The sequence below is a fragment of the Flavobacterium sp. RHBU_24 genome (assembly GCF_046613695.1).
In the GTDB taxonomy this organism is placed as follows: Bacteria; Bacteroidota; Bacteroidia; order Flavobacteriales; family Flavobacteriaceae; genus Flavobacterium.
On the sequence record NZ_JBKJHD010000002.1, the window covers coordinates 415721 to 436343 of the forward strand.

General features: G+C 42.6%; 23 protein-coding genes. 3 read left to right on the forward strand and 20 right to left on the reverse strand.

The genetic code is table 11. The features are described from left to right. Positions 1-196: 196 nt before the first annotated feature. The gene (locus ACLI09_RS04370) at positions 197-1615 is read right to left on the reverse strand and encodes an alkaline phosphatase (RefSeq protein WP_411418363.1); all 1419 of its coding nucleotides are present in this window, start codon (positions 1613-1615) and stop codon (positions 197-199) included. Between the two features lie 90 nt (positions 1616-1705). Further along, positions 1706-2866 carry an acyltransferase family protein gene (locus ACLI09_RS04375; protein ID WP_411418364.1) on the reverse strand — a complete coding sequence of 387 codons (1161 nt, stop codon included), beginning with the start codon at positions 2864-2866 and terminating at the stop codon, positions 1706-1708. Positions 2867-3082: 216 nt separating this feature from the next. Between ACLI09_RS04375 and ACLI09_RS04380 the strand changes: the two genes are divergently transcribed. After that, the gene (locus ACLI09_RS04380) at positions 3083-4231 is read left to right on the forward strand and encodes an acyltransferase family protein (protein WP_411418365.1); all 1149 of its coding nucleotides are present in this window, start codon (positions 3083-3085) and stop codon (positions 4229-4231) included. Between the two features lie 61 nt (positions 4232-4292). On the opposite strand, the gene rplS is transcribed toward ACLI09_RS04380, so the two are convergent. From rplS to ACLI09_RS04430, 10 genes are all read right to left on the reverse strand, one after another. Then, on the reverse strand, positions 4293-4646 hold the full coding sequence (gene rplS / locus ACLI09_RS04385; protein ID WP_411418366.1) for a 50S ribosomal protein L19: 354 nt from the start codon (positions 4644-4646) through the stop codon (positions 4293-4295). 172 nt (positions 4647-4818) lie between these two features. Next, a complete protein-coding gene (locus ACLI09_RS04390) occupies positions 4819-5328 on the reverse strand; it encodes a GNAT family N-acetyltransferase (RefSeq protein WP_411418367.1) in 510 nt (169 codons plus the stop codon). 12 nt (positions 5329-5340) lie between these two features. Next, positions 5341-6024, reverse strand: a complete 684-nt coding sequence (locus ACLI09_RS04395; RefSeq protein WP_411418368.1) for a VIT1/CCC1 transporter family protein — start codon at positions 6022-6024, stop codon at positions 5341-5343. A 2-nt stretch (positions 6025-6026) separates the two neighbouring features. Continuing rightward, positions 6027-7208, reverse strand: a complete 1182-nt coding sequence (locus ACLI09_RS04400) for a DUF3570 domain-containing protein (RefSeq protein WP_411418369.1) — start codon at positions 7206-7208, stop codon at positions 6027-6029. Positions 7209-7229: 21 nt separating this feature from the next. Next, the gene (locus tag ACLI09_RS04405) at positions 7230-7424 is read right to left on the reverse strand and encodes a DUF4266 domain-containing protein (protein ID WP_411418399.1); all 195 of its coding nucleotides are present in this window, start codon (positions 7422-7424) and stop codon (positions 7230-7232) included. Positions 7425-7462: 38 nt separating this feature from the next. After that, positions 7463-8347: an FAD:protein FMN transferase gene (locus ACLI09_RS04410; RefSeq protein ID WP_411418370.1), complete on the reverse strand. Its 885-nt coding sequence runs from the start codon at positions 8345-8347 to the stop codon at positions 7463-7465. A gap of 45 nt (positions 8348-8392) precedes the next feature. After that, on the reverse strand, positions 8393-8830 hold the full coding sequence (locus ACLI09_RS04415) for a thioredoxin family protein (RefSeq protein WP_411418371.1): 438 nt from the start codon (positions 8828-8830) through the stop codon (positions 8393-8395). Between the two features lie 194 nt (positions 8831-9024). After that, on the reverse strand, positions 9025-9285 hold the full coding sequence (locus ACLI09_RS04420) for a DUF6952 family protein (protein WP_411418372.1): 261 nt from the start codon (positions 9283-9285) through the stop codon (positions 9025-9027). Beyond that, positions 9266-9580 carry a thioredoxin family protein gene (locus ACLI09_RS04425; RefSeq protein WP_411418373.1) on the reverse strand — a complete coding sequence of 105 codons (315 nt, stop codon included), beginning with the start codon at positions 9578-9580 and terminating at the stop codon, positions 9266-9268. Before ACLI09_RS04425 ends, ACLI09_RS04420 begins: the two co-directional genes overlap by 20 nt. Positions 9581-9606: 26 nt before the next feature. Further along, positions 9607-10245 (reverse strand): peroxiredoxin, encoded by a 639-nt coding sequence (locus tag ACLI09_RS04430; RefSeq protein ID WP_411418374.1) that lies wholly within the window; start codon positions 10243-10245, stop codon positions 9607-9609. Between the two features lie 226 nt (positions 10246-10471). Between ACLI09_RS04430 and ACLI09_RS04435 the strand changes: the two genes are divergently transcribed. Next, a complete protein-coding gene (locus ACLI09_RS04435; RefSeq protein WP_411418375.1) occupies positions 10472-12391 on the forward strand; it encodes an amino acid permease in 1920 nt (639 codons plus the stop codon). Positions 12392-12460: 69 nt separating this feature from the next. Here ACLI09_RS04435 and ACLI09_RS04440 read toward each other — a convergent pair whose 3' ends face one another. Beyond that, entirely contained in the window at positions 12461-13327 is an 867-nt protein-coding gene (locus tag ACLI09_RS04440) for a cupin-like domain-containing protein (protein WP_411418376.1), read from the reverse strand. A gap of 215 nt (positions 13328-13542) precedes the next feature. Here ACLI09_RS04440 and ACLI09_RS04445 point away from each other — a divergent pair, with 215 nt between their 5' ends. Next, positions 13543-13962, forward strand: a complete 420-nt coding sequence (locus tag ACLI09_RS04445) for a DoxX family membrane protein (RefSeq protein WP_411418377.1) — start codon at positions 13543-13545, stop codon at positions 13960-13962. A gap of 135 nt (positions 13963-14097) precedes the next feature. On the opposite strand, the gene ACLI09_RS04450 is transcribed toward ACLI09_RS04445, so the two are convergent. From ACLI09_RS04450 to ACLI09_RS04480, 7 genes are all read right to left on the reverse strand, one after another. Continuing rightward, on the reverse strand, positions 14098-14280 hold the full coding sequence (locus tag ACLI09_RS04450) for a CsbD family protein (RefSeq protein ID WP_411418378.1): 183 nt from the start codon (positions 14278-14280) through the stop codon (positions 14098-14100). A gap of 85 nt (positions 14281-14365) precedes the next feature. Further along, positions 14366-15403 carry a COX15/CtaA family protein gene (locus tag ACLI09_RS04455; RefSeq protein WP_411418379.1) on the reverse strand — a complete coding sequence of 346 codons (1038 nt, stop codon included), beginning with the start codon at positions 15401-15403 and terminating at the stop codon, positions 14366-14368. A gap of 244 nt (positions 15404-15647) precedes the next feature. Beyond that, positions 15648-17072, reverse strand: a complete 1425-nt coding sequence (locus ACLI09_RS04460) for a CCA tRNA nucleotidyltransferase (protein WP_411418380.1) — start codon at positions 17070-17072, stop codon at positions 15648-15650. Beyond that, positions 17073-17675, reverse strand: coding sequence for an L-threonylcarbamoyladenylate synthase (locus ACLI09_RS04465; protein ID WP_411418381.1), 603 nt, complete (start codon positions 17673-17675; stop codon positions 17073-17075). A 76-nt stretch (positions 17676-17751) separates the two neighbouring features. After that, on the reverse strand, positions 17752-18855 hold the full coding sequence (locus tag ACLI09_RS04470) for a DegT/DnrJ/EryC1/StrS family aminotransferase (RefSeq protein ID WP_411418382.1): 1104 nt from the start codon (positions 18853-18855) through the stop codon (positions 17752-17754). A gap of 17 nt (positions 18856-18872) precedes the next feature. Next, on the reverse strand, positions 18873-19796 hold the full coding sequence (locus ACLI09_RS04475; RefSeq protein WP_411418383.1) for a glycosyltransferase family 2 protein: 924 nt from the start codon (positions 19794-19796) through the stop codon (positions 18873-18875). Between the two features lie 4 nt (positions 19797-19800). Then, entirely contained in the window at positions 19801-20595 is a 795-nt protein-coding gene (locus tag ACLI09_RS04480; protein WP_411418384.1) for a glycosyltransferase family 2 protein, read from the reverse strand. Between the last annotated feature and the right edge of the window lie 28 nt (positions 20596-20623).

Consider the following 20623-nt stretch of genomic DNA (forward strand, 5'->3'; position numbering starts at 1 on the left):
TACCTACCGTAACGGCAAGGCGCTAAGGCATCCCATCGTTGCCGGTTCGGGTTATATTTATCTTAAGATAGTTTTATGCTTTGTCATTATAAACTTTAAAGCTTTTAGAATATCCTTTTCAGCCCACATTATAATATATTTGGTTCAACTAAAAATGCCACGCTGTACGGCATGGCATTTAATGGGTAAATTTTCTTCAAAATTTATTTTCTACTTCCGCGGCCTGTAGCATCAGGTAGTGTAAGTCGGTATTTTTTATAAATGGCTTTATAAGGTCGCTTCCGGGCCCAAAGGCAGAAAGGTTTACATAATCTCCACTATGGTCCATGCTTATCCAGCCTACATTGGTATATTCTTTTTGCATTTCACTAAACGCTTTAAACGGAACCTTTTTGTAGTTATACAGCCCGCCATCTTCCTTTTCTATGCCGGTATAGTAGCTAAGTATCGTTTTGGCTTCTTCTTCTTTAATGGTGTGGTTGTTGGCATATTTTACTAATTCCCTAACCTTTGCAGCGGTAAAGTCGGGTTTAATTTCATTTAGAAGCCACTCATTGGTATTAGTAAACTTTTGCAGGTTATCAAAGTTGGCATTAGCATCTTTACCGTAGGTTATACCGGGATTTGCATTACCATGGTCGGTAGTAATTATCACCAGGGTTTCGCCGTCTTTTTCGGCGAAGTCAATGGCGGTTTTTACAGCATCGTCAAAAGCGACCTGGTCATGCAGTAACGCGGCAATATCATTGGCATGCGCGCCCCAGTCCACCTTACCGCCTTCTACCTGTAATACAAAGCCGTTTTTATTGCCTTTCATGTGGTCTATGGCTTTTTGTGTCATTTCGGAAAGAGTAGGTAAAGTGGCAGTTAGCTCTTTACTGCTCTGCCGGTCTATTGTGTAAGGCAGGCCATTATCGCCAAATACGCCCAATACTGATGTTCCCGGTTTTGCAGCCAGCATCTCCTGACGGGTGCGGGCTACCTGCCAGCCTTTAGCCTTATAGGCTGCATACATATCTTTTTTATCCTTACGATGGTCCGCGCTAAAATAGTCGTTACCGCCGCCCATCATAATGTCAAAACCCAGTGCAAGATAATCTTCGGCAATATCTTCCATGGCATTGCGGCTGTCGTTGTTCACGCAAAAGCCTGCGGGCGTGGCATGGGTAATTGGCACGGTAGTAACACAGCCGGCCATCTTGCCTGTTTTTTTGAATTTTTGCCAGATGGGCATATATTTTTCGCCGTTAGGGCCTATGTTCAATACGCCGTTTTTTACGCGCATACCGCCACCCCACGAAGAACTACCTGCAGACGAGTCGGTTACTATAGAACTGGCCGAAGCCGTATCCATAAGTGCGTTGGCCACACGCTGGTCTTTCATTAGCTGAATCCAGTTGCTGCCTTTGCCGGTTTTGCGGTTCAGGTACAGGTCGGCCATGTTTAGGGTGCCGGTGCTCATACCGTCGCTTACCATAAAAATGATATTTTTGGCCTTCTTATTTTTATTGAGTGTACCGGCATCAAATACCGATGCGATACTTTTAAACGGGTTGATGAGGGTTGCGCCCAATGTGAAGAGCGAACCGTTCCTGAAAAATTTTCTCCTGTCCATTTTTAGAAGTATTTCGCCAAAGATAAAAACAATAACCCAATGTACGATTAAGCACAGTATTATGTGAGCGTTAAATTGATTGAGATATTATCAAAGTTTCAGTATCCACCGCTTACGGTAACATATCAGGAGAATTCCAAAAATCAATGAGAGGTATACGATGCTGAATAAAAAAGATGCAAACCGATCGTTGGTAAACGTGCGTAAAAATGCGTGGCTTCCGTAGCGGATGTTTGTAAAGCCATTAGCGGTAGGTATCCAGGCCCAGTCGAGCAAAGGCATTAGTAACCAGCACAACAGGTACGCCAGCATGGGGTTAGCACCATACACCTTCGCCGGAAAAAACACAGGGCCCGCATTTGCACGTTTTAGCAGCACCGTGATTCCCGAAAGTACTACCAGTGAAAAGCCTCCGCTGAATAATACAAAAGTGCTTGTCCATATATTTTTTATAATAGGGCATATACCATGCAGGAGCAGGGCAGCTACAATAAACGCCACACCGGTTAAAAAAGCAGTAAGGGCAGGGCGCTTTAACCTGTTTTGATGATAGGCCACACCTGTGAGCACACCCAGTAGCACAGTAGCGCATACTGGATATACCGACACCAAACCGTCAGGGTCAAAGACCACCTTGCCATCTACAGGCCAGTAAGTGAACATGTGGTCGATGCCAAAAACAGCGCGGTCTATATATGATGGCCAACTCCCTACCGGATCGAAACGTGGTGCACCAAAGCCAGGTACCGGTATAAAGTATAGCAGTATCCAGTAAGAAATTAAGATAAACAATGCAGTTGCCGTTATTAATTTTGGCGAAAAGCTTAAGCTGTTTCCGTTTTGGCGGGAAGTAAATAGTGTGAACAGGCCCACCAAACCAAAACATAAGCCGATGCGCTGCAAAACTCCGGGGCCGCGAACATGTGCCCAGTCGAACACGGGATAGGCATTTAAGAAAACCCCTATAACCACCAGTAAAAGACTACGCAGCAGTATGTGCTTTGCGATTGCGGCCTTGCTGAACCCTTTTTTGATACGGTTTTGAGAAGATAAGGGTATGGATGCGCCGATGCAGAATAGGAACGAAGGGGCTACCATGTCTATCAGCGTACCTCCTTCCCACTTTGCGTGCACCAGCCAGCTGTATTCATGCTCCCACGCGCCGGGGTTAAGGTTTAACAACATCCCTATGATGGATAAGCCTCTTAGGATATCGAGGCTTTCCCAGCGTGAATTTGTATTGGTTGTCATGTTTTTGGATTTATTTATTTGATTAGATGTTTTATAAGGATAAAGATATATAAATTGATGATATTGTCACAATTACTGTTGTCAGGTTGAGGTTATTTGTAGAATACATTGGTAAAATTGTGTTTAGCGAAATAAATATTCATTCAGTTTCAATAACAAAAATTTTTACTGTAACGTAAAGTATATACTATCAGTCTTTATTATTAAAGCATTAGTATGGAAAGAAACCTTTGGATTGATTATTTACGCACCGTAATAACAGTTTTAGTAGTGGCGCACCATGCAGCAATGGCATATACAACTTTTGCCTTTTTTGACACGGAAGTCTACATAAGGTCCACTTCACCGGTTGTTGATGCCAACAGGTGGATAGGCCTGGATGTGTTTATGGCGTTTAACGACACGTTCTTTATGGCGCTCATGTTTTTTATAAGCGGGCTTTTTGTGTTTCCTGCGTTACAAAAAAAAGGTGCCTCAGCCTTTACAAAAGAAAGGTTGCTGCGTTTGGGGCTACCCTTTATGGTGGCGGTAACGTTTATTATACCCTTCGCCTACACACCGTCCTATTACATAAGCCATAATCAATTCAATTTTTTTGATTTTGTAAGCGATTACCTTTTTGTACAGCAGTGGCCTGTAGGCCCACCCTGGTTTATATGGGTACTGCTTGTGTTTAATTGCATTGCCGCCCTTATACCCATGCATATTTATTCAGCCATAGGTGAAAAGATTACCCGTGCTGCTAAACTAAAACCAATACAGTTTTTTGTAGTGCTGTTTTTTATTGTGTTGCTTAGTTATGCCCCGGTAAGCATTGTGTTGGGCCATTATGCATGGACAGGCTTTGGGCCTTTTGATTTTCAGGTTAACCGCTTTTTGTTCTATTTTACCTTTTTTATGGTTGGTGTGGTGCTTGGTTGCACCAAATGGGGAAACTATTTTTTTAAAGGTAAAATGCTCCTGGGCTTACCGTGGAGCGGCTGGGCTTTAAAAAGCCTTTGTGCTTTTGTGCTTTTTATGCTGTATACCTATTGTGGTATAGGCGTGAAATGGCATGGCATTATACAATCGATGGTTTTTAGCTTGTTATTTGTACTGTGCAGTATATGTATATCATTTGCATGCCTTGCCCTTTTCAGGGCTTACCTAAAAAAGAGTAATCCTGCCATGGATAGCTTGTGTAAAAATGCATACGGTATTTACCTGCTGCATTATATACCGGTAAGCTGGCTGCAGTTTGCACTCCTTGACACCACATTGCCCGTGGTGTTAAAGTTTTTAATTATATTTATTGTAAGCCTGTGCAGCAGTTGGGCAATGGTTTATTTCTTGAAGAAAATAAAAATAGTAAACAGATTTGTATAAAATCAGGGTAAAAAAAATCCCCGCATAGTGTGCAGGGATCTTTTTATATGATTGCTGAAGATTAGCGCCTTCTTTTTTCTTTAATCTTGGCTTTTTTACCTGTAAGATCGCGGAAGTAGAATATACGTGCCCTTCTAACTTTACCTCTCTGGTTAACTTCTATTTTTTGAAGTGCAGGCATGTTAAGCGGGAAAATACGCTCTACACCTACAGCGCCTGACATTTTACGGATTGTGAAGGTTTGAGTGATGCCTGCGCCCCTTTTCTGGATTACAACACCTTTAAAGAACTGGGTCCTTGTTTTTTCACCCTCTTTAATTTCATAGTACACAGTTATTGTGTCTCCTGAACCAAACTCAGGGAAATCTTTTTTAGTAACGAATTCGTCCTGAACGAATTTTAATAAATCAGACATGATTATTTGTTTTAAATGTTTACTTCAGACCAACATACCACGATTTTCGCCAGAGGTTGACCTAATTGAGGGTGCAAATATAAAACTATTTTTTGAAGTGCAAAGTAAATTTGTGAAGTTTAGGCGTTATATATTATACAGTTATGAAATATTACAAAATACATTGGCCGAATTAAACAGTTATTACTTTTTCAAATGCTTTTCTCGTTCCTCCACGAAATATTACTTCACCACAGTATTGGTAGCCCAGCTTTTCAAACAGCCTCAGCATAATAGGATTGTCAAAATTAGTGTCTGCACGCACGCTGATTATGTTATTGGCTAATGCAAAATCTTCAATGTTTTTTAGCAATACAAGGCCCAGCCCTTTACCCAGGTATTCATTTGAAATTGCCACCCTGTGGTAGGCAACAAAACTACCGTCAGTAAGCCATGCCCCTGCTATACTTGCATAAACGGGTTCATCATTTATAAAGATAGCACAGTAGCCTGCAACACTATGGTTAACCGTTAATACAAAACCTGCTTTCCTCGCTATATCGGCCGCAACTATTTCAGAGTTAGGGTAGCCATCCTGCCACTGCCGGCTGCCCGCTTCCTTCCTGCGCTGTATGGCGCCCTGTAGTATTTCCCATATTTGTGATATATCAGCTGTATTAGCCTGCCTGAATGAAAGTTCCATATTGTACCTATGTTAACCAAGTAATTTTGCCACGCCAAAGGCTGCGGTGGCGGCAAGCACGCCAATTAGTGTAACTTTAAGTGCACCAGTAACAGGTGGCTGGCCGGTAACCTTACTTTTAAAATAACCAAAAATAAACAGGCATATTGTGGTAAGCACTGCCGATACTAACAGGCCATCATGAGGGTGGCTGGTATAAAAATATGCCGAAAGCGGTATAAGCCCGCCTAGGCAATAAGATATTCCTATAGTAAAAGCGCTTTTAACGGCACGGTTGCTGTCTGGTTTTTCAAGTCCAATCTCAAATTTCATCATAAAATCTACCCACTTATGTTTGTCGTTACACAATTGGTCAGCTATCAGGTTTTGTGCTGCTTCGTCAAGTCCATAGGTAGCGAAAACATCTTTTACTTCCTGCCTTTCTTTTTCAGGTACTATATCTACTTCTTCATACTCACGCCTAAGTTCACTCTCATAATGCTCCTGTTCTGTTTTACCCGCCAGGTACCCGCCCAGGCCCATAGCAATACATCCGGCAACAATTTCTGCAATACCTGCGGTAATTATAATGGCATTACTTGATACCGCCCCGCTAAGCCCCGCTGCCAGGGCAAAGGGTACTGTAAGGCCATCGCTCATGCCTATAACTATATCGGTAATAAAATCAGAATTCTTAAGGTGTCTTTCTTCATGCATGCCTATTTATACTTTATATTTATGCTTACAATATCCGATGATAATTGTGTAGTGCGGCTGTAATGCCCGTAGCGTAGCTCAAGGGTGTGGAAGTGCTTTATGCCCAGCACGCCCTTTACCGGGGTAAATTTTACCCCTACGCCATAGAAACTGCTGTTAAAGCGCGACAAGTCGTAGTTGCTGGTGTAATAGTCGGCATCACCCGCCTCGGCTCTGTAACCGTTAAAATATTTAGCAGCCGTTTGTGTATAGTACCTGTAAAAAGGACTTACCGATACAAAAGGTGAGAGTTTAACGGGGGTTTCTAAATCTACAGTATGTGCCTTGATGTCCCAGCTGTCGGTATAGTACCTGTAGTAGGCCCGGAGGATAACCGCATCGCCAAAAAAATAGCTTGCCCTTGCCGCTATAGGTATTTTTAAGCGGTTATCGGGCAGCAGTTCCTGGTGTACAGAGCCGTCAGTAAAATAAACCCTGTGAAACGGCAGGCTGAGGTAGCCCTGCTGCTGGATAACATCGGCAAGGAATATAACCTGGAAATCCTTATTTATTATCTGCGAATACGCTAGCGATGCAGAAAAACTGTTTCGTGACGATGTAGGGTAGCTTTCGCCCCCGGTTCTTAATTCTACCGGCTTTATAATCTTAACCTGGTCAAGGTAGGCCTGTAGCTTTGCCGTAAATTCTCCGTTGCGGTCATTGGTTTTTTTGCCGTAGCTGATGTTGCCGCCAAACGACTGGTAGTCAAACTCGGTAGACGAGGAAACCCCTACGCCAAAGGAATTGCCTTTTTGCTCATTTTCTACAGTGTAGTTTAATGACGGGTAAATGCGGATGTCTGACATTGAAGCTGATGAATTAGCAGCAAGGTCTACCATATCTGATGAGGCTGAGGTGTAAAAATCAACCCCAAGGGCTACATCATAAGTATGTTTTTTTCCTGACTTGCCATATTTAATAAGTGTTACGTCAATATTGTTAGAAACATCCGTAAGCTTTTCAGTACCAATACCGCCTGTTACGGCAGAATTATTGCCGTCCTGCTTATAGTAGCTCGAAACGAGGTTAATTTCATCAATACTTAGCTTCTGGCTTTTGTATCCGGTTGAGTCCGTTGTGGTATCCTGGGCACGAAGTTGCAGCATTGCCATTAAGGCCATGCCTGTTATAACCATTTTTTTCATGTATGTAAGGGTCTAATTTGGTTAATTACAACCGCAGCCACCGCCACTTTTACCAGAGTTAGCCCCCGAGGCACCTTCTCTGTACGACTGAAAGCTCAGTTCTGTTTTTTCTATCTTTCTATTAAAAAGTACCATTTCAGAGTCGTTTATTTTACTTTTCTGGTATTCCTTTACAGGCTTGCAGGAAGCAAATAACAACCCTGAAACAAGCAACATTGCGCATAGAGGCGCCCTGTTGTTATTATGCCATGTTTTCATTTAAGGTTAATGTTATTAGAAGTATAAATTTTATTGTAGTCATCAATTATTATACAGTACAGGCCCGGTATCTGGTTAATAAGGTACAGCCCGGCTTCTATGCCCATAATGCTTACGGGCGTTGCCATGGCGTCGGCAAACTCTGCATTGGCGCTTATTATGGTAACACTCTTAATACCCGTAACCGGAAACCCAGTTTTAGGGTTTATAGTGTGCGAATATTTTTTGCCACCAATTATTGCATATTTTTCATAGTTGCCCGATGTAGCCACCGCCATATCAGATATCTCCATATACGAGAAAGCCTTTGCAGGCTGGTCAGGGTCTGATATGCCCAGCGTCCAGGGTTTTCCGTCTGGCTGTAGTCCCCAGGTGGTAAGGTCGCCGCTGGCATTTATAATCCCGCTCTTTACATCATTGGCAACAAGTATTTTCTTTGCCATTTCGGCAGCATACCCCTTGCCGATACCGCCAAAGCCAATGCGCATACCTTTCTCCTTTAAAAAAACGGTACTTTGTTCTTTATCCAGTAAAACGTTTCGATAGTTAATAAGATGTACCATCTTAAGCGCTACTTCAGGTTTGGGAAGGGATGTCATCTGCCGGTCAAAGTTCCACAGGCTTTTGTCGAGGCTGCCGTAGGTAATATCAAACGCTCCCTGTGTAATTTTAGAAATGCCAATGCTTCGTTCTATCAGTTCAAATACTTCGGCATCCACAACCACTGGTTGTATGCCGGCATTATCATTAATCAGGTTCGTCTGGCTATCGGGCTTATAGGTAGTAAAAAGTTGCTCTATCCTCCTTATTTCGGCAATTGCAGCAGTTATATTTTTAAGGGCAAAAGTTTCATCGTCGGCAACCACGGTAATTGTAAACATATTACCCATGAGTTTTAACGTTTCTGAAAACTTTTTCACAACTGCTTACTTGTTGTTTGCACAGATGGCCTGCACTTCCTCTATATACTTGTCAACAGATTCTTCAGGTTTCCCTTTCCATGTCTTTATCACCTTTCCGTTAGCATCTAAAAGTAGTGTGAAGGGAAAATTACCTTCCTTGTTATACTTTTCCGCCAGCGCTTCATTGCGTTTGATAACATCATCGGCCGGCTGGTTTTTCTTCTTGCGCGGAAAATCGGCGTTTACTAATACAAGGCTCTCATCAGCCATTTTGCCAAACGCTTCGCTTTCAAGGTATTCTTTACGAAATTGTATGCATGGACCACACCAGTCTGAACCAGAAAAATTAAGTAATATAAGTTTGTGGTTTTCTTTTGCTATTTTTTTAGCATTTTCAAAATCAGGCTCCCATTTTATGGCTGTAAAAGAAGCAATTAATAGTAAGGAAAGCAGCAGTTTCATAATGAATGCGGTTACATTAGAATTTCTAATTCAAAGATAATCCTTTAACGCTAAAGTGCGGTTTTTTAGTACTTGTTATTTTATATTGTTATTAGGATTTATTTTAAATAATAGCGCGTAATTCCGGTCTTACATATACAAAAAAAAGCGCCCCGTTTCCGGAGCGCTTAACTATAAACGTGTGATTAACAATATTAATTCTTGTCTATGGCTCCAAGCACGCGCATCATAAAACCATTAAGCGCTTCCTTTTTGCTCATGCCGTCTTTTATCATTTTGTGTACCTCAAGCGCCCCATACATGTTAGAGATAAGTTCTCCCACCACATCAAGCTCTTCGTCTTTAAGCGACGGCACTTCGGTAAGCGCTTCGAGCACTTCCAGGGTTTCTATAATATAGTCCTGGTCGTTTTGCTCTATAAACTCCGTAAGGTGCTTAATTACTGGTAACTTCATTTACAAGATTGGTTAAAATTTCTAATTTATTAGTTTGTACCTGGTTTACCAGCACTCCGTTTTTAAAGGCGGCAAACGTAGGCAGGTTATCTACCTTAGCCAGCTTGCGCGACTCAGGGTAGTTTTCGGCATCTGCTATCACAAAGGTGATATTTTCATTATCCGTAGCCATTTTTTTAAACTTTGGCTTCATTATCTTGCAGTTGCCGCACCATCCTGCCGAGTATTGTACAACAACAACCGGTTCGGCTGCAACAATCTCTGCAAGGTTGTCTTTATCTAATTCCTGTAACATGACGGTTTTACTTTAAGGTTTATAAATTAGTTAGAAGCAAGGTATGAGGCTACACCATTACGGTCTGCAGTCATGGCTTCTTTACCTTCTTCCCAGTTTGCGGGGCATACTTCTCCTTTTTCCTGTACGTGTGTATAAGCGTCTACAAGGCGCAGGTACTCGTTTACATTACGTCCCAATGGCATATCATTTACGCTTTCGTGGAAAATTTTCCCATCCTCGTCTACAAGGTAGGTAGCACGGTAGGTAACGTTAGAACCTGTTAGGATTACAGTATCAGTTTCGTCATTATATTCAGAACCTGTAATATCCAGGATGCCAAGAATGTTCGCCAGGTTACGGTTAGTGTCGGCAAGTATTGGGTATGTAACGCCTTCTATACCACCATTGTCTTTTGGAGTGTTAAGCCATGCAAAGTGTACTTCGTTAGTATCGCATGAAGCGCCTATTACAAGTGTATTTCTTTTTTCAAATTCGCCAAGGGCAGCCTGAAACGCGTGAAGCTCTGTAGGGCACACAAACGTAAAATCTTTAGGGTACCAGAATAAAAGCACTTTCTTCTTTTCGTTTACAGCTTTTTCAAAAATATTTATTGAAAGATAGTCACCCATCTGGTCGATAGCGTCTACTGCAATGCTTGGGAATTTTTTTCCAACTAATGACATAATTTTATTTTGTTTAAGTTATTACTAAGTGGTTTTTAATATTGCAAAAGTAAAGCTTTACTGGAATGCCAACCCATGATATTTATCACATTTACCTATGTTTTGATAGAGAAAACTTATCCTGAGGGCTTTGTGAAATCTTTAAGAAATATATTGCTATGAGACACTAATATTTTAAGTTTTTCTATATTTGTTAGCTGTCACTAAAAAAGCAGAACACACGTATATGGCATTTAAAGATCTTTTCCGTAAAAAGAATGTACAAGACATATTGAACCAAATGGACAGCGCAGACGGACATAGCTCGTTAGGCAGGCATTTAGGAGTAAAAGATTTAGCGGCTTTTGGTATCGCCGCCATTATAGGCGCGGGTATTTTTAGTACTATAGGCAAAGCCAGCGCCGATGGTGGCCCTGCAGTAATATTCTTGTTTCTGTTTACTGCGATTGCGTGTGGCTTTGCAGCCTTTGCCTATGCCGAGTTTGCCAGTATGGTACCGGTATCGGGTAGTGCATATACCTATAGTTATGTGGCTTTTGGCGAAATTATAGCCTGGATTATAGGCTGGGCCCTGATAATGGAATATGCCATAGGCAATATTACCGTAGCCATATCTTGGAGCGATTATTTTACCGGGCTGCTTGATAGCGGGGGTATGCACCTGCCTCAATGGGTACAGATGGATTATCTTACCGCGAGCAATGGGTTTACCGACGCTACCGCGCTTATGCAGGGCGGCAAAACATTTGACAATCTTGATGCCGGACTTCAGGCGGCGTATACAGCCTGGACTACAGCGCCCACATTAGGGGGCTTTCACTTCGTGGCGGACCTTCCCGCGCTGCTTATTATTATTATAATTACCGCGCTAGTATACCGTGGCATGAAAGAGAGTAAAAATGCCAGTAACCTTATGGTGGTGGTAAAACTATGCATTATACTGCTTGTTATTGCCGTAGGCGTGTTTTATGTAGATACAGATAACTGGAGCCCATTCGCACCAAACGGGGCATCTGGTGTTTTAAAAGGCGTGTCGGCAGTGTTCTTTGCTTATATAGGGTTTGATGCTATATCTACCACGGCCGAGGAATGTAAAAACCCTCAACGCGACTTACCGCGTGGCATGATGTGGGCTATTATAATATGTACGGTGCTCTACATTATCATCGCACTCGTGCTTACCGGTATGGTTAGTTACAGCGAACTTAATGTGGGTGACCCACTGGCGTTTGTGTTTGAAAAGCTTAACCTTAAATGGATGAGTGGTATTATTGCGGTGAGCGCCGTTATTGCTATGGCGAGCGTATTGCTTGTATTCCAGATGGGACAGCCACGTATATGGATGAGCATGAGCCGCGACGGCCTGCTCCCTAAGCGCTACAGCAGGGTGCACCCTAAATTTCTGACCCCGTCTTATGCTACTATAGTTACCGGTTTTGTGGTGGCAGTCCCGGCACTGTTCCTTAACCTTACTATGGTAACCGACCTTTGCAGTATAGGAACGCTATTTGCATTTGTGCTGGTTTGCGCGGGTGTATTGGTGCTGCAAAACAAACCCGAAGTGCCGCGTGGAAAATTTAAGATACCTTATGTTAATGCAAAGTATATAATGAGCATAGGGCTTGTTGCAGGCCTTGCATTGTCATATACTTATAATAAAGAGGGTGTTGAAGCTTTTATTACCAATAAAAGAGTTGTAAACGACCCGACGACAATTGTAACTTCATTAAACAAAAGTGAGACTGCGGCGGTGCATAATTCGCTTATTAAAGGTGAATCTGTTGATAATGAAACTGCAAATAATGATATCGCAAAGATTTTAAGCCAGTTTGACGAGACTGATTATCCGCGTATTGTAAGTGAATTGCCAATAGACGATTCATTAAAATACGAAAGTGGGTTTAGCCTCTTTAAACATAAAATACCCATGTGGATATTTCTTATAGCACTTATATTTATTGCCGTATGGACGTATCGCCAGAACCTGTCACTCATACCACTCCTAGGCCTTATATCATGCCTGTATATGATGGCACAGCTTAGCGTATGGAACTGGCTGTATTTTACTGCCTGGCTGTTGATAGGCTTATGTATTTATTTTGGCTTTAGCAGGAAGAACAGCAAGCTGAATATTGAAAAGCCTTAGATTCTAAGCTCCTTAGCCTCTCGTGGTATGAGTGAAGCTGCTAAGTCGCTAAGCGCCTCAGAAGCTCAGTTACTTCCTCAACAACGCATTCGTCCTCCTTATCGATTCCTCGGCTTTATAATCCAGCCACGCCTGTCCTTTACGCTTGCGCATCCAGTTATCGTATAGGCGGTTAAAAGTAACATTAGCCAGCGCTTTAAATAAGTTCTTCGGCCGTCCCGAAAGAGAGCGCAGGCTCATTGAAAACCCTGGCGTTTCATACTGCATATAGTGCCACCAGCCTTCGGGCATATAGAGCATTTCACCATGCTCCAGGTGGGTTATATAGGGTTTTACTTTTTTTAGCGCTGGAAATTTCTCAAAGTCCGGGTTGTCAAAATCAATATCCTCGTTGCATATCCATGAGTAGGGCAGGCGGTACATATATTTAGTATCTTCCGGCGATACTAACACACACTTTTTACGCCCCTGGAAATGAATGTGAAGTATATTAGGCAAATCAATATCGTAGTGCATAAATACTTTGGCACCTTCGCCACCAAAAAACACCAGAGGAAGGCTTTTAATAAGGCGAAGGCCCAGCTTTGGCCATTTTATATCGGCTTTCATCGCGGGCACCTCCTTAAGCAGGTTAAATAAAAATATCCGCAGCTGCGTAGGGCCTTTTTCTAGTATCGAGATATATTCTGCCATCTTCATGGTAAAATCAGGCTCGTTTACTTTTTTGGTGTAATCTGTTTTACGGTTATCATATAGTGGTACCTGCTTATTTCCGGCAACTTGTTTTAAAAATGTAAAGTTCCATTTACTGTAAGCCGGCCAGTCTTCAATTTGGTTTGTTATAACAACAGGCTTTTGCGATTTGTAGTAATTCTCTATAAACTCTTTTTCGGTAAGCTTGTCTACACGTTCTATTTCACTGAACTCAAAACTCATATACTGTAAAAGCCGCTATTGTGCGCGCATATCAAAGGTATCAAAAAATAAGAATTCTATAAGATTTTTTTACAATATGGTGTTAATCGCCATTGTATGTCTTTTTACAAATATTATTAGTATATAGATGCTTGAATATCAGTAAATTTTAATCATACTTTATTTTTTTGTAAGGTAAAATTTATTACATTTATGTTAATAAATAAGCGGTCATTATGAATACAAATAAAAAATATACCGTCACACAAAATACATTCAGGATTATGCTGGGATGCCTGTTGCTGTTTACAGGCACAGGGCACCTTACTTTTTTAAGGGATGATTTCCAGGCCCAGGTTCCGGATTGGGTTTTGCTTGACATTGACGTCGTGGTTTTACTATCCGGTGTAGTAGAGATAGTGCTGGGCCTGGCACTTATATTCCTCAAGAAATACCGTATACCCGTAGGCTGGGTGGTAACCGCGTTTTTTATTGCTATTTTCCCGGGTAATTATACACAGTGGGCAAACCATACCGATGCCTTTGGCCTTAATACCGACGGGCTGCGTCTTGCGCGCCTCTTTTTGCACCCCCTGCTTATCATTTGGCCGATTTGGGCTTGTGGTATTATATTTAACAAAAACGTGGAGAAATAGCTAAGTAATGTTTTCAAGGCTGATTAAAGCTGCAACTTTTCCTGCGCTGAGGGATATAAAAAAAACTGTTCGGCAAACAACATTGTGTTTACAGAACAGTTTCGGGATGTGGTTATGTGCTTTGAGGGAAAGGGCTTATTGAAAAAGAGATAAAATTTCTTTTTTCGCTTTACCCAGTTTCTGCTCAAGGCGTCCCCACATTTCATCGTCTTTACCTTCTTCGTATGTTAAATCGTCGTCGGTAAGTTCGGCATATTTTTGTTTGAGTTTACCTTTAAACTCGTCCCATCCTCCTTGAATTTCTGTTGAATTTGGCATCGTATGTTGTGTTTTGATTACATTGTAAAACTACAACACGTTTTGCCAAATTGATAATAAAGGAATGATAAGGTTTTGCCAATTATTACAAAATTACAGCCTTATTCCTCCTGCTCTCAAGTATCATATAAAACTGTATCCCGAATAATATTGATGCGGTTACTATGTGTATGCTTTGCGACGCAAACGGGAAATCAAAGTTATACATCGCAATGCCACTGCATATTTCGATAAGGATAAGCACCAGTACCCAGCTTGTTTTGGCAAAGCCAAGGCCTTTTTGCTTGTTCATGATAAACAGCCAGATGTTGGTAGCCATCACCACGATAGAGAACGAACGGTGAATGTAAAAGTTAATAATAGGATCCTGCATTACCAGGTGAATGTTTTCATGGCCCAAGAGTTTAACTTGGCCGTCTACAAACTGGCGTACTTCGGTACCTAAAATAACCTGTATAATAGTTAACAGCAAAGTAAACCAAAGTAATTTTTTAAAGAAGCCGTCGTATTTAAATATTTTTTCATTATGGGTCAGTTCCTTAGCCTTGTCTAATATTAATAGTATCAGCGCTACTATAAGTAGGGCAACCAACATGTGCAGCGTTATTTTTACCGGGTTCAGCACGCTATATACTACCGTAGCACCCAGCCACGCCTGGAATCCCATTAAAAACACACTCAACCACGAGAGCAGGATTACGGATGATTTTGTCCTGCCAAAGGAAAACGAAGCCACTGCCATAAACAATACGGCAAGCCCGGCAAGAGCGCCCACAAGTCTGTTTACATATTCTACCCAGGTATGCAGCGGGTTAAATTCGGCATAGTCGTGTTTGGTATAATGCTCCCAGTCAGCTTCGTTATAGTTGGCAGTTGTGGTAAATGTTTCGCGCGCTACCCAGAGTTTTTCATCTTTAATGATTACCTGCCCGCGCTTAAATTCATGGTTGGGGATAAACTGCAGTTCCTTTATATCAGTGGGGGGAATGTAGTAGCCAAAACAGCGTGGCCAGTCCGGGCAACCCATGCCGCTACCGGTCATGCGAACTAAAGCGCCGGCAACAATTACTAAGTAAACCAGTATTAAAGCGGTTTTTGTTATTTTAGGAAACAATCGTTTCATAGTGGTTAAATTTTGCTGCAAGGTTGTAAAGGCATTGCAGGTGTTATATGATTAAAATCATTTTTTTTCCCTCCCCAGCCCTCCCCGAGGGGAGGGAGTAGCTTCACTCTTGCGGCTTAGGTTTGTAAAATATTTGCATACTGTACCCGTTCTCGGCTCCCCTCTCCTTCGGAGAGGGGCTGGGGTGAGGATTTTAATCTGCGCCTGCGGAGCATCCGTGTCATCCGCATTCCAAAAAAATAAACTAAACCGCCTGCAACCCCAGCTTCCCCGCCTGCTCCATCATAAAATCATGCGCAGCCTGGTATTCATTAGGGATTTCGCCTTCCAGTATTGCTTCTTTAATAGCTTCTTTCAGTATGCCAATTTCTTTAGATGGGGGTATGTTGAATATTGCCATGATTTCCTCGCCGGTAATGGGCGGCTGAAAGTTACGCACGTGGTCGCGCTCCTCAACCTCTACAATCTTTTGGCGTACAATTTTAAAGTTATTATGGTATTTCTTGAACTTGTTTGGGTTCTTGGTAGTGATGTCGGCTTCACAAAGCGTCATCAGGCTGTCAATATCCTCGCCGGCATCAAATATAAGACGGCGCACCGCGCTATCCGTTACTATATCTTCTGCCAGTACGATAGGGCGGGAACTTAACATTACCATTTTCGCCACAAATTTCATCTTGTGGTTCAGTGGCATGTGCAGGCGCTCAAACAGTTTCTTAACCATTTTACCCCCCACAAACTCATGCCCATGGAACGTCCAGCCTATTTTTTTCACAAACTTTTTGGTAGGCGCTTTGCCAATGTCGTGTAGCAATGCCGCCCAGCGTAGCCATACATCATCAGTATTTTGTGCGATGTTATCTACCACTTCGAGCGTATGGAAAAAGTTATCTTTATGGGTTTGCCCTTCCACTTCCTCAACACCTTGCAGGGCAATAAGCTCCGGAAGAATGATGTGTAGTAAGCCGGTTTGGTGCAATAATTTAAACCCAACCGACGGTACCGCCGAAGCCAGTATCTTGTTAAGCTCGTCTACAATGCGCTCGCCGGTAATTATCCTGATACGCTCTTTGTTGCGGGTTATCGCGCTAAGCGATTCAGCTTCAATGGTAAAATTAAGTTGCGACGCAAAGCGTATGGCACGCATCATGCGCAGTGGGTCATCACTATAAGTAATGTCCGGGTCAAGCGGCGTACGGATTATTTTATTGTTAAGGTCTTCCACGCCGTTAAATGGGTCTACCAATGCGCCAAAGTTGTCTTTATCTAATGAAAGCGCCAGGGCATTTATAGTAAAATCACGGCGGTTCTGGTCGTCTTCCAGTGTACCAGTTTCCACCAGCGGGTTGCGGCTGTCTTGGTTATAGCTCTCCTTGCGGGCGCCTACAAACTCCACGTCGATATCCTCATAGCGCAGCATAGCCGTGCCGTAGGTTTTAAATACCTGTACCTTGGGCTTGTGCTTTATGAGCGACGAAACTTTCTTCGCCAACTCAATGCCGCTGCCCACGGCTACAATATCAATATCTTTTTTAAAGTCTCGCTGCAATAAAAAATCACGCACAAAACCGCCTATTACATAGCTTTCTACTTTAAGCTCTGCGGCTGCCTGAGATGTTATATCAAAAATTTTATTGGTAAGCGCCTCTTTATATATAGTCTGTTCCATTTAGGGTCGTATCACTTTTACCGTCATGTCGTTCCCCAGCTTTATTATTGCTGAAGGCTTTGCGGCTGTTTTTTCACGATGCAAATTTACGATATAGTCTACGCCGTCCAAAATATGATGGTCAATTTCTTTATACGATGTTGGCGTAGGCTGCCCGCTTATGTTTGCCGAGGTTGATACAAGAGGTTTTTTCATGCGCTCCATCAGCTTGTAGCAAAACGGTTCTTTTACCAGGCGCACGCCCAAAGTATTATCCGCGGCGATGAGGTTTGGTGCTACATTCTTCGGGTTATCGAGTACCAGTGTAGTAGGTTTTTCGCTAAGGTCAAGTATTTGCCAGGCCGTTTCGGGTACTTCTTTAAACACATTATACATCATTCGGTCACTGTTCATAAGCACAATCATACTTTTGGCCTCAGACCGCATTTTAAGGTCGTATATCTTTTTTACGGCTTCAGGATTAGTGGCATCGCAACCTATGCCCCAAACGGTATCGGTTGGGTAGAGGATGATACCGCCCGCCTTTATGGCTTCAAAAGCGTTGTGTACTTCGATGTTTATGAGCTCTTGCTCACTCATGTTCATTCTGTCTAATGGATGCATGACGTTACAATTTTAAAGCAAAATTACTTATTTTTAAAATAGCACAAGGCGCATAGTATGGCCTTGAAGACTACTACTATTTAAAATCGTTCAATACTTCAACAATAGTTTTTACTTCCTCATCCATAAGCACCGGGCTTATAGGCAGGCTCAGCACCTCATGGTGTATCGCCTCCGTTACCGGGAAGTCTAGGTGGGCAAACTCTTTATAGGCTTCCTGCTTGTACAGCGGGATAGGGTAGTGTATGAGGGTCTGGATGCTATTTTTGATAAGATATTTTTGCAGCCTGTCGCGCTCTGCAATACGGATTACGAACAAGTGCCACACGTGCTCTTTTTCGTCATTTGGATATTCCGGCAATGTTATCAGCGGATTACTAATATTTTGTACATAATATTTCGCAATCTCCCTGCGGCGGCTATTCTCGGCATCGAGGTGCTTTAATTTTTCATCCAGCACAGCAGCCTGTATCTCGTCAAGGCGGGAGTTAAGCCCTTTATAGATGTTCACGTATTTAGTTTCAGAGCCATAATTTGCCAACGCCCGTATGGCTTTCGCCAAATCAGAGTCGTTAGTGGTAACCGCTCCTCCGTCGCCCAGCGCACCCAGGTTTTTACCGGGATAAAAGCTAAAGCCCGCTGCGTCGCCCAGGTTACCGGTTTTAATGCTGTTAATTTCCGCACCTATGGCCTGCGCGTTATCTTCAATTATCTTAAGGTCGTGCTTTTGTGCCAATGCTTTTAGTTCTTTACTAAAAACAGCCCTGCCGTACAAGTGGACAATCATTATAGCCGTTGTTTTGGGAGTAATAGCGGCTTCAATTTTGGCAATATCAATATTGAAAGTCGCGTTATCAGGCTCTACAAAAACAGGTACAAGGTTACAGTCGGTTATTGCTAAAACAGACGCTATGTAGGTATTGGCGGGGACTATGATTTCATCACCTTCAGAAAAAATGCCCAACTCGATATATGCCCTGCAGATAAGCCGCAGCGCGTCCAACCCGTTTGCAACGCCTATGGAGTGGCCTGCACCAATGTAGGCAGAAAGGTGGCCCTCAAACTGCTTTACTTCTTCACCCAAAAGATACCACCCGCTACGGAACGTGCTTATGAGCCGCTGCTCAATAGCCTCCTGATGCAATAGGTTTATCTTTTTTAGGTCGAGAAATTTTATCATCGTACAAATTTCAGGATTTATTTTTCAGCAATGGCCTGTTTTTGCTTTAAAGATGCCGATAGTGGCGCGCCTTTTAGCAACAGCACCAGATAAGGCCAGTTCTTTGGCTTTATAAGGCCGCTCACCATATATTTTAGCAGGAGGAAAAGCCATACGCTAAACCATCCGCTGTTTCCATAATGCTTGCGTAATACATAGAGCAATGATATTTTAAGTTCCTTTTTTATGCCTTCTGATTTGCCGGTGCTAACCCCGTGGTAATGTATAAATTCTGCGGCGGGAACAAGGTATGCATCTTTACCATTGGCTTTAAGGCGCTTGCAAAGATCGGTTTCTTCATAATATAAAAATATATTATTGTCAAAACCACCCACGGCATAAAAATCAGCGGCGCGCACAAACATAAAGCTGCCGGGAACAAAGTTAATCTTTACAGGATTTGTATATTGCTTTTTGCGTTTTGGGTACCGCTTGGGGTTTATGTTTTCGAGCAGGCTGCGGCCAAAAATTTCGCGCGCAGGCGATGCAAAATGATCTAGCGATACCATAAAGCTGCCATCTTCCTTAAAAGCCTGGGCTCCGGCAATACCCATGTGCGGGTTCTCTTCAAGGGCTGTTTTTAGTATACTTAAGCAGTCGTTTTTTAAAACGGTATCGTTGTTTAAAAAGGCAAGGTAGGTAGCATTTGCATACTGCACCCCAAACATATTTCCGCCGCCAAAACCCGTATTAATACGGCTGCGGTGTAACTGCACGTTAGGCAGTGCCAGGGCTTCAAGCCCGCTTTTTAGCAATAGATAATCTTCATACCCCGAATTGTTATCAGTAACAATAATCTGGTAGCTTAATCCTGGCGCGGTTTTTTGCAGTACAGACTGTACACACTGCAACGTATGGGCCGATGAATTGTAGTTTATTAAAATTACTGCTACGTCAAACATATGGTTACAGGTATTGGTCAATGCCTTTTTCTATATAGGTGAGTTTTTTTGCACGGGTTTCATCTTCAATGGCAAAGTTGTGGGCCACATGGGTTTTGCTTTGTTCGGGGTGGTAAATGTGGTAGGCAATACCTGTATGCTTAAGCCTGCGTCCTTTAATACCCAGGTTGTGCAGGCGCTCTATAAGCTCGCTGTCGTCCTGCCCCCATCCGGTAAGGCTCTCGTTAAAACCGTTTACTGCTAAAAAGTCGCTACGCCAAAAACTCATGTTGCAGCCGCGCAGTTTATGCGACCGTTTATTAATCTGCTTTTCAAACAACATAAAAAAGGGCATTCTTAGTGTACGCATACGTTTAGTAATGTTCGCATCGAAGAACCCGAAGTGGGTAAGCTTCTTCTCATACAACTCGTTCAATTTCTCCTTGAGCAGCGTTACGCGCGATCCAAAAAGGTACTGCCCCGGCCGGGAATAAGTAAGGTGGTCCTGCACAAAGTAGCGGTTCATAATAATGTCGCCATCAACTTCTATAATATAATCGTATTTTGCCTTTGCAATGGCCTTATTCATTATGGCGGGCTTACGGTTTTTAATATCTTCGTGCCACACATGTATCAGCGGCACCGGAAAGGTTTTTTGAAGCTCCGCAATAAGTGCGCGGGTATCGTCGCGTGAGCCATCATCAGCTACAATGACCTCGTTAGGCAACACGGTTTGGCGGGTTACACTAAGCAACAGTAGTTCCAGCGCCTGTGGCCAGTTATAGGTAGGGGTTACAAGAGTGCACGTAGGGTAGGACATAATATGGTTTTTGATTGGAAAATTTTAT

Excerpts from the sequence above, each read along its gene's own strand:
- ACLI09_RS04410 (WP_411418370.1), bottom strand. The coding sequence starts at position 8,347 with ATGTTTACAATTACCGTGGTTGCCGACGATGAAACTTTTGCCCTTAAA.
- ACLI09_RS04400 (WP_411418369.1), bottom strand. The coding sequence starts at position 7,208 with ATGAAAAAAATGGTTATAACAGGCATGGCCTTAATGGCAATGCTGCAA.
- ACLI09_RS04380 (WP_411418365.1), top strand. The coding sequence starts at position 3,083 with ATGGAAAGAAACCTTTGGATTGATTATTTACGCACCGTAATAACAGTT.
- ACLI09_RS04425 (WP_411418373.1), bottom strand. The coding sequence starts at position 9,580 with ATGTTACAGGAATTAGATAAAGACAACCTTGCAGAGATTGTTGCAGCC.
- ACLI09_RS04430 (WP_411418374.1), bottom strand. The coding sequence starts at position 10,245 with ATGTCATTAGTTGGAAAAAAATTCCCAAGCATTGCAGTAGACGCTATC.
- ACLI09_RS04395 (WP_411418368.1), bottom strand. The coding sequence starts at position 6,024 with ATGCATGAAGAAAGACACCTTAAGAATTCTGATTTTATTACCGATATA.
- ACLI09_RS04480 (WP_411418384.1), bottom strand. The coding sequence starts at position 20,595 with ATGTCCTACCCTACGTGCACTCTTGTAACCCCTACCTATAACTGGCCA.
- ACLI09_RS04420 (WP_411418372.1), bottom strand. The coding sequence starts at position 9,285 with ATGAAGTTACCAGTAATTAAGCACCTTACGGAGTTTATAGAGCAAAAC.
- ACLI09_RS04445 (WP_411418377.1), top strand. The coding sequence starts at position 13,543 with ATGAATACAAATAAAAAATATACCGTCACACAAAATACATTCAGGATT.
- ACLI09_RS04415 (WP_411418371.1), bottom strand. The coding sequence starts at position 8,830 with ATGAAACTGCTGCTTTCCTTACTATTAATTGCTTCTTTTACAGCCATA.
- ACLI09_RS04470 (WP_411418382.1), bottom strand. The coding sequence starts at position 18,855 with ATGATAAAATTTCTCGACCTAAAAAAGATAAACCTATTGCATCAGGAG.
- ACLI09_RS04465 (WP_411418381.1), bottom strand. The coding sequence starts at position 17,675 with ATGCATCCATTAGACAGAATGAACATGAGTGAGCAAGAGCTCATAAAC.
- rplS (WP_411418366.1), bottom strand. The coding sequence starts at position 4,646 with ATGTCTGATTTATTAAAATTCGTTCAGGACGAATTCGTTACTAAAAAA.
- ACLI09_RS04450 (WP_411418378.1), bottom strand. The coding sequence starts at position 14,280 with ATGCCAAATTCAACAGAAATTCAAGGAGGATGGGACGAGTTTAAAGGT.
- ACLI09_RS04455 (WP_411418379.1), bottom strand. The coding sequence starts at position 15,403 with ATGAAACGATTGTTTCCTAAAATAACAAAAACCGCTTTAATACTGGTT.
- ACLI09_RS04475 (WP_411418383.1), bottom strand. The coding sequence starts at position 19,796 with ATGTTTGACGTAGCAGTAATTTTAATAAACTACAATTCATCGGCCCAT.
- ACLI09_RS04440 (WP_411418376.1), bottom strand. The coding sequence starts at position 13,327 with ATGAGTTTTGAGTTCAGTGAAATAGAACGTGTAGACAAGCTTACCGAA.
- ACLI09_RS04435 (WP_411418375.1), top strand. The coding sequence starts at position 10,472 with ATGGCATTTAAAGATCTTTTCCGTAAAAAGAATGTACAAGACATATTG.
- ACLI09_RS04390 (WP_411418367.1), bottom strand. The coding sequence starts at position 5,328 with ATGGAACTTTCATTCAGGCAGGCTAATACAGCTGATATATCACAAATA.
- ACLI09_RS04460 (WP_411418380.1), bottom strand. The coding sequence starts at position 17,072 with ATGGAACAGACTATATATAAAGAGGCGCTTACCAATAAAATTTTTGAT.
- ACLI09_RS04405 (WP_411418399.1), bottom strand. The coding sequence starts at position 7,424 with ATGTTGCTTGTTTCAGGGTTGTTATTTGCTTCCTGCAAGCCTGTAAAG.
- ACLI09_RS04370 (WP_411418363.1), bottom strand. The coding sequence starts at position 1,615 with ATGGACAGGAGAAAATTTTTCAGGAACGGTTCGCTCTTCACATTGGGC.
- ACLI09_RS04375 (WP_411418364.1), bottom strand. The coding sequence starts at position 2,866 with ATGACAACCAATACAAATTCACGCTGGGAAAGCCTCGATATCCTAAGA.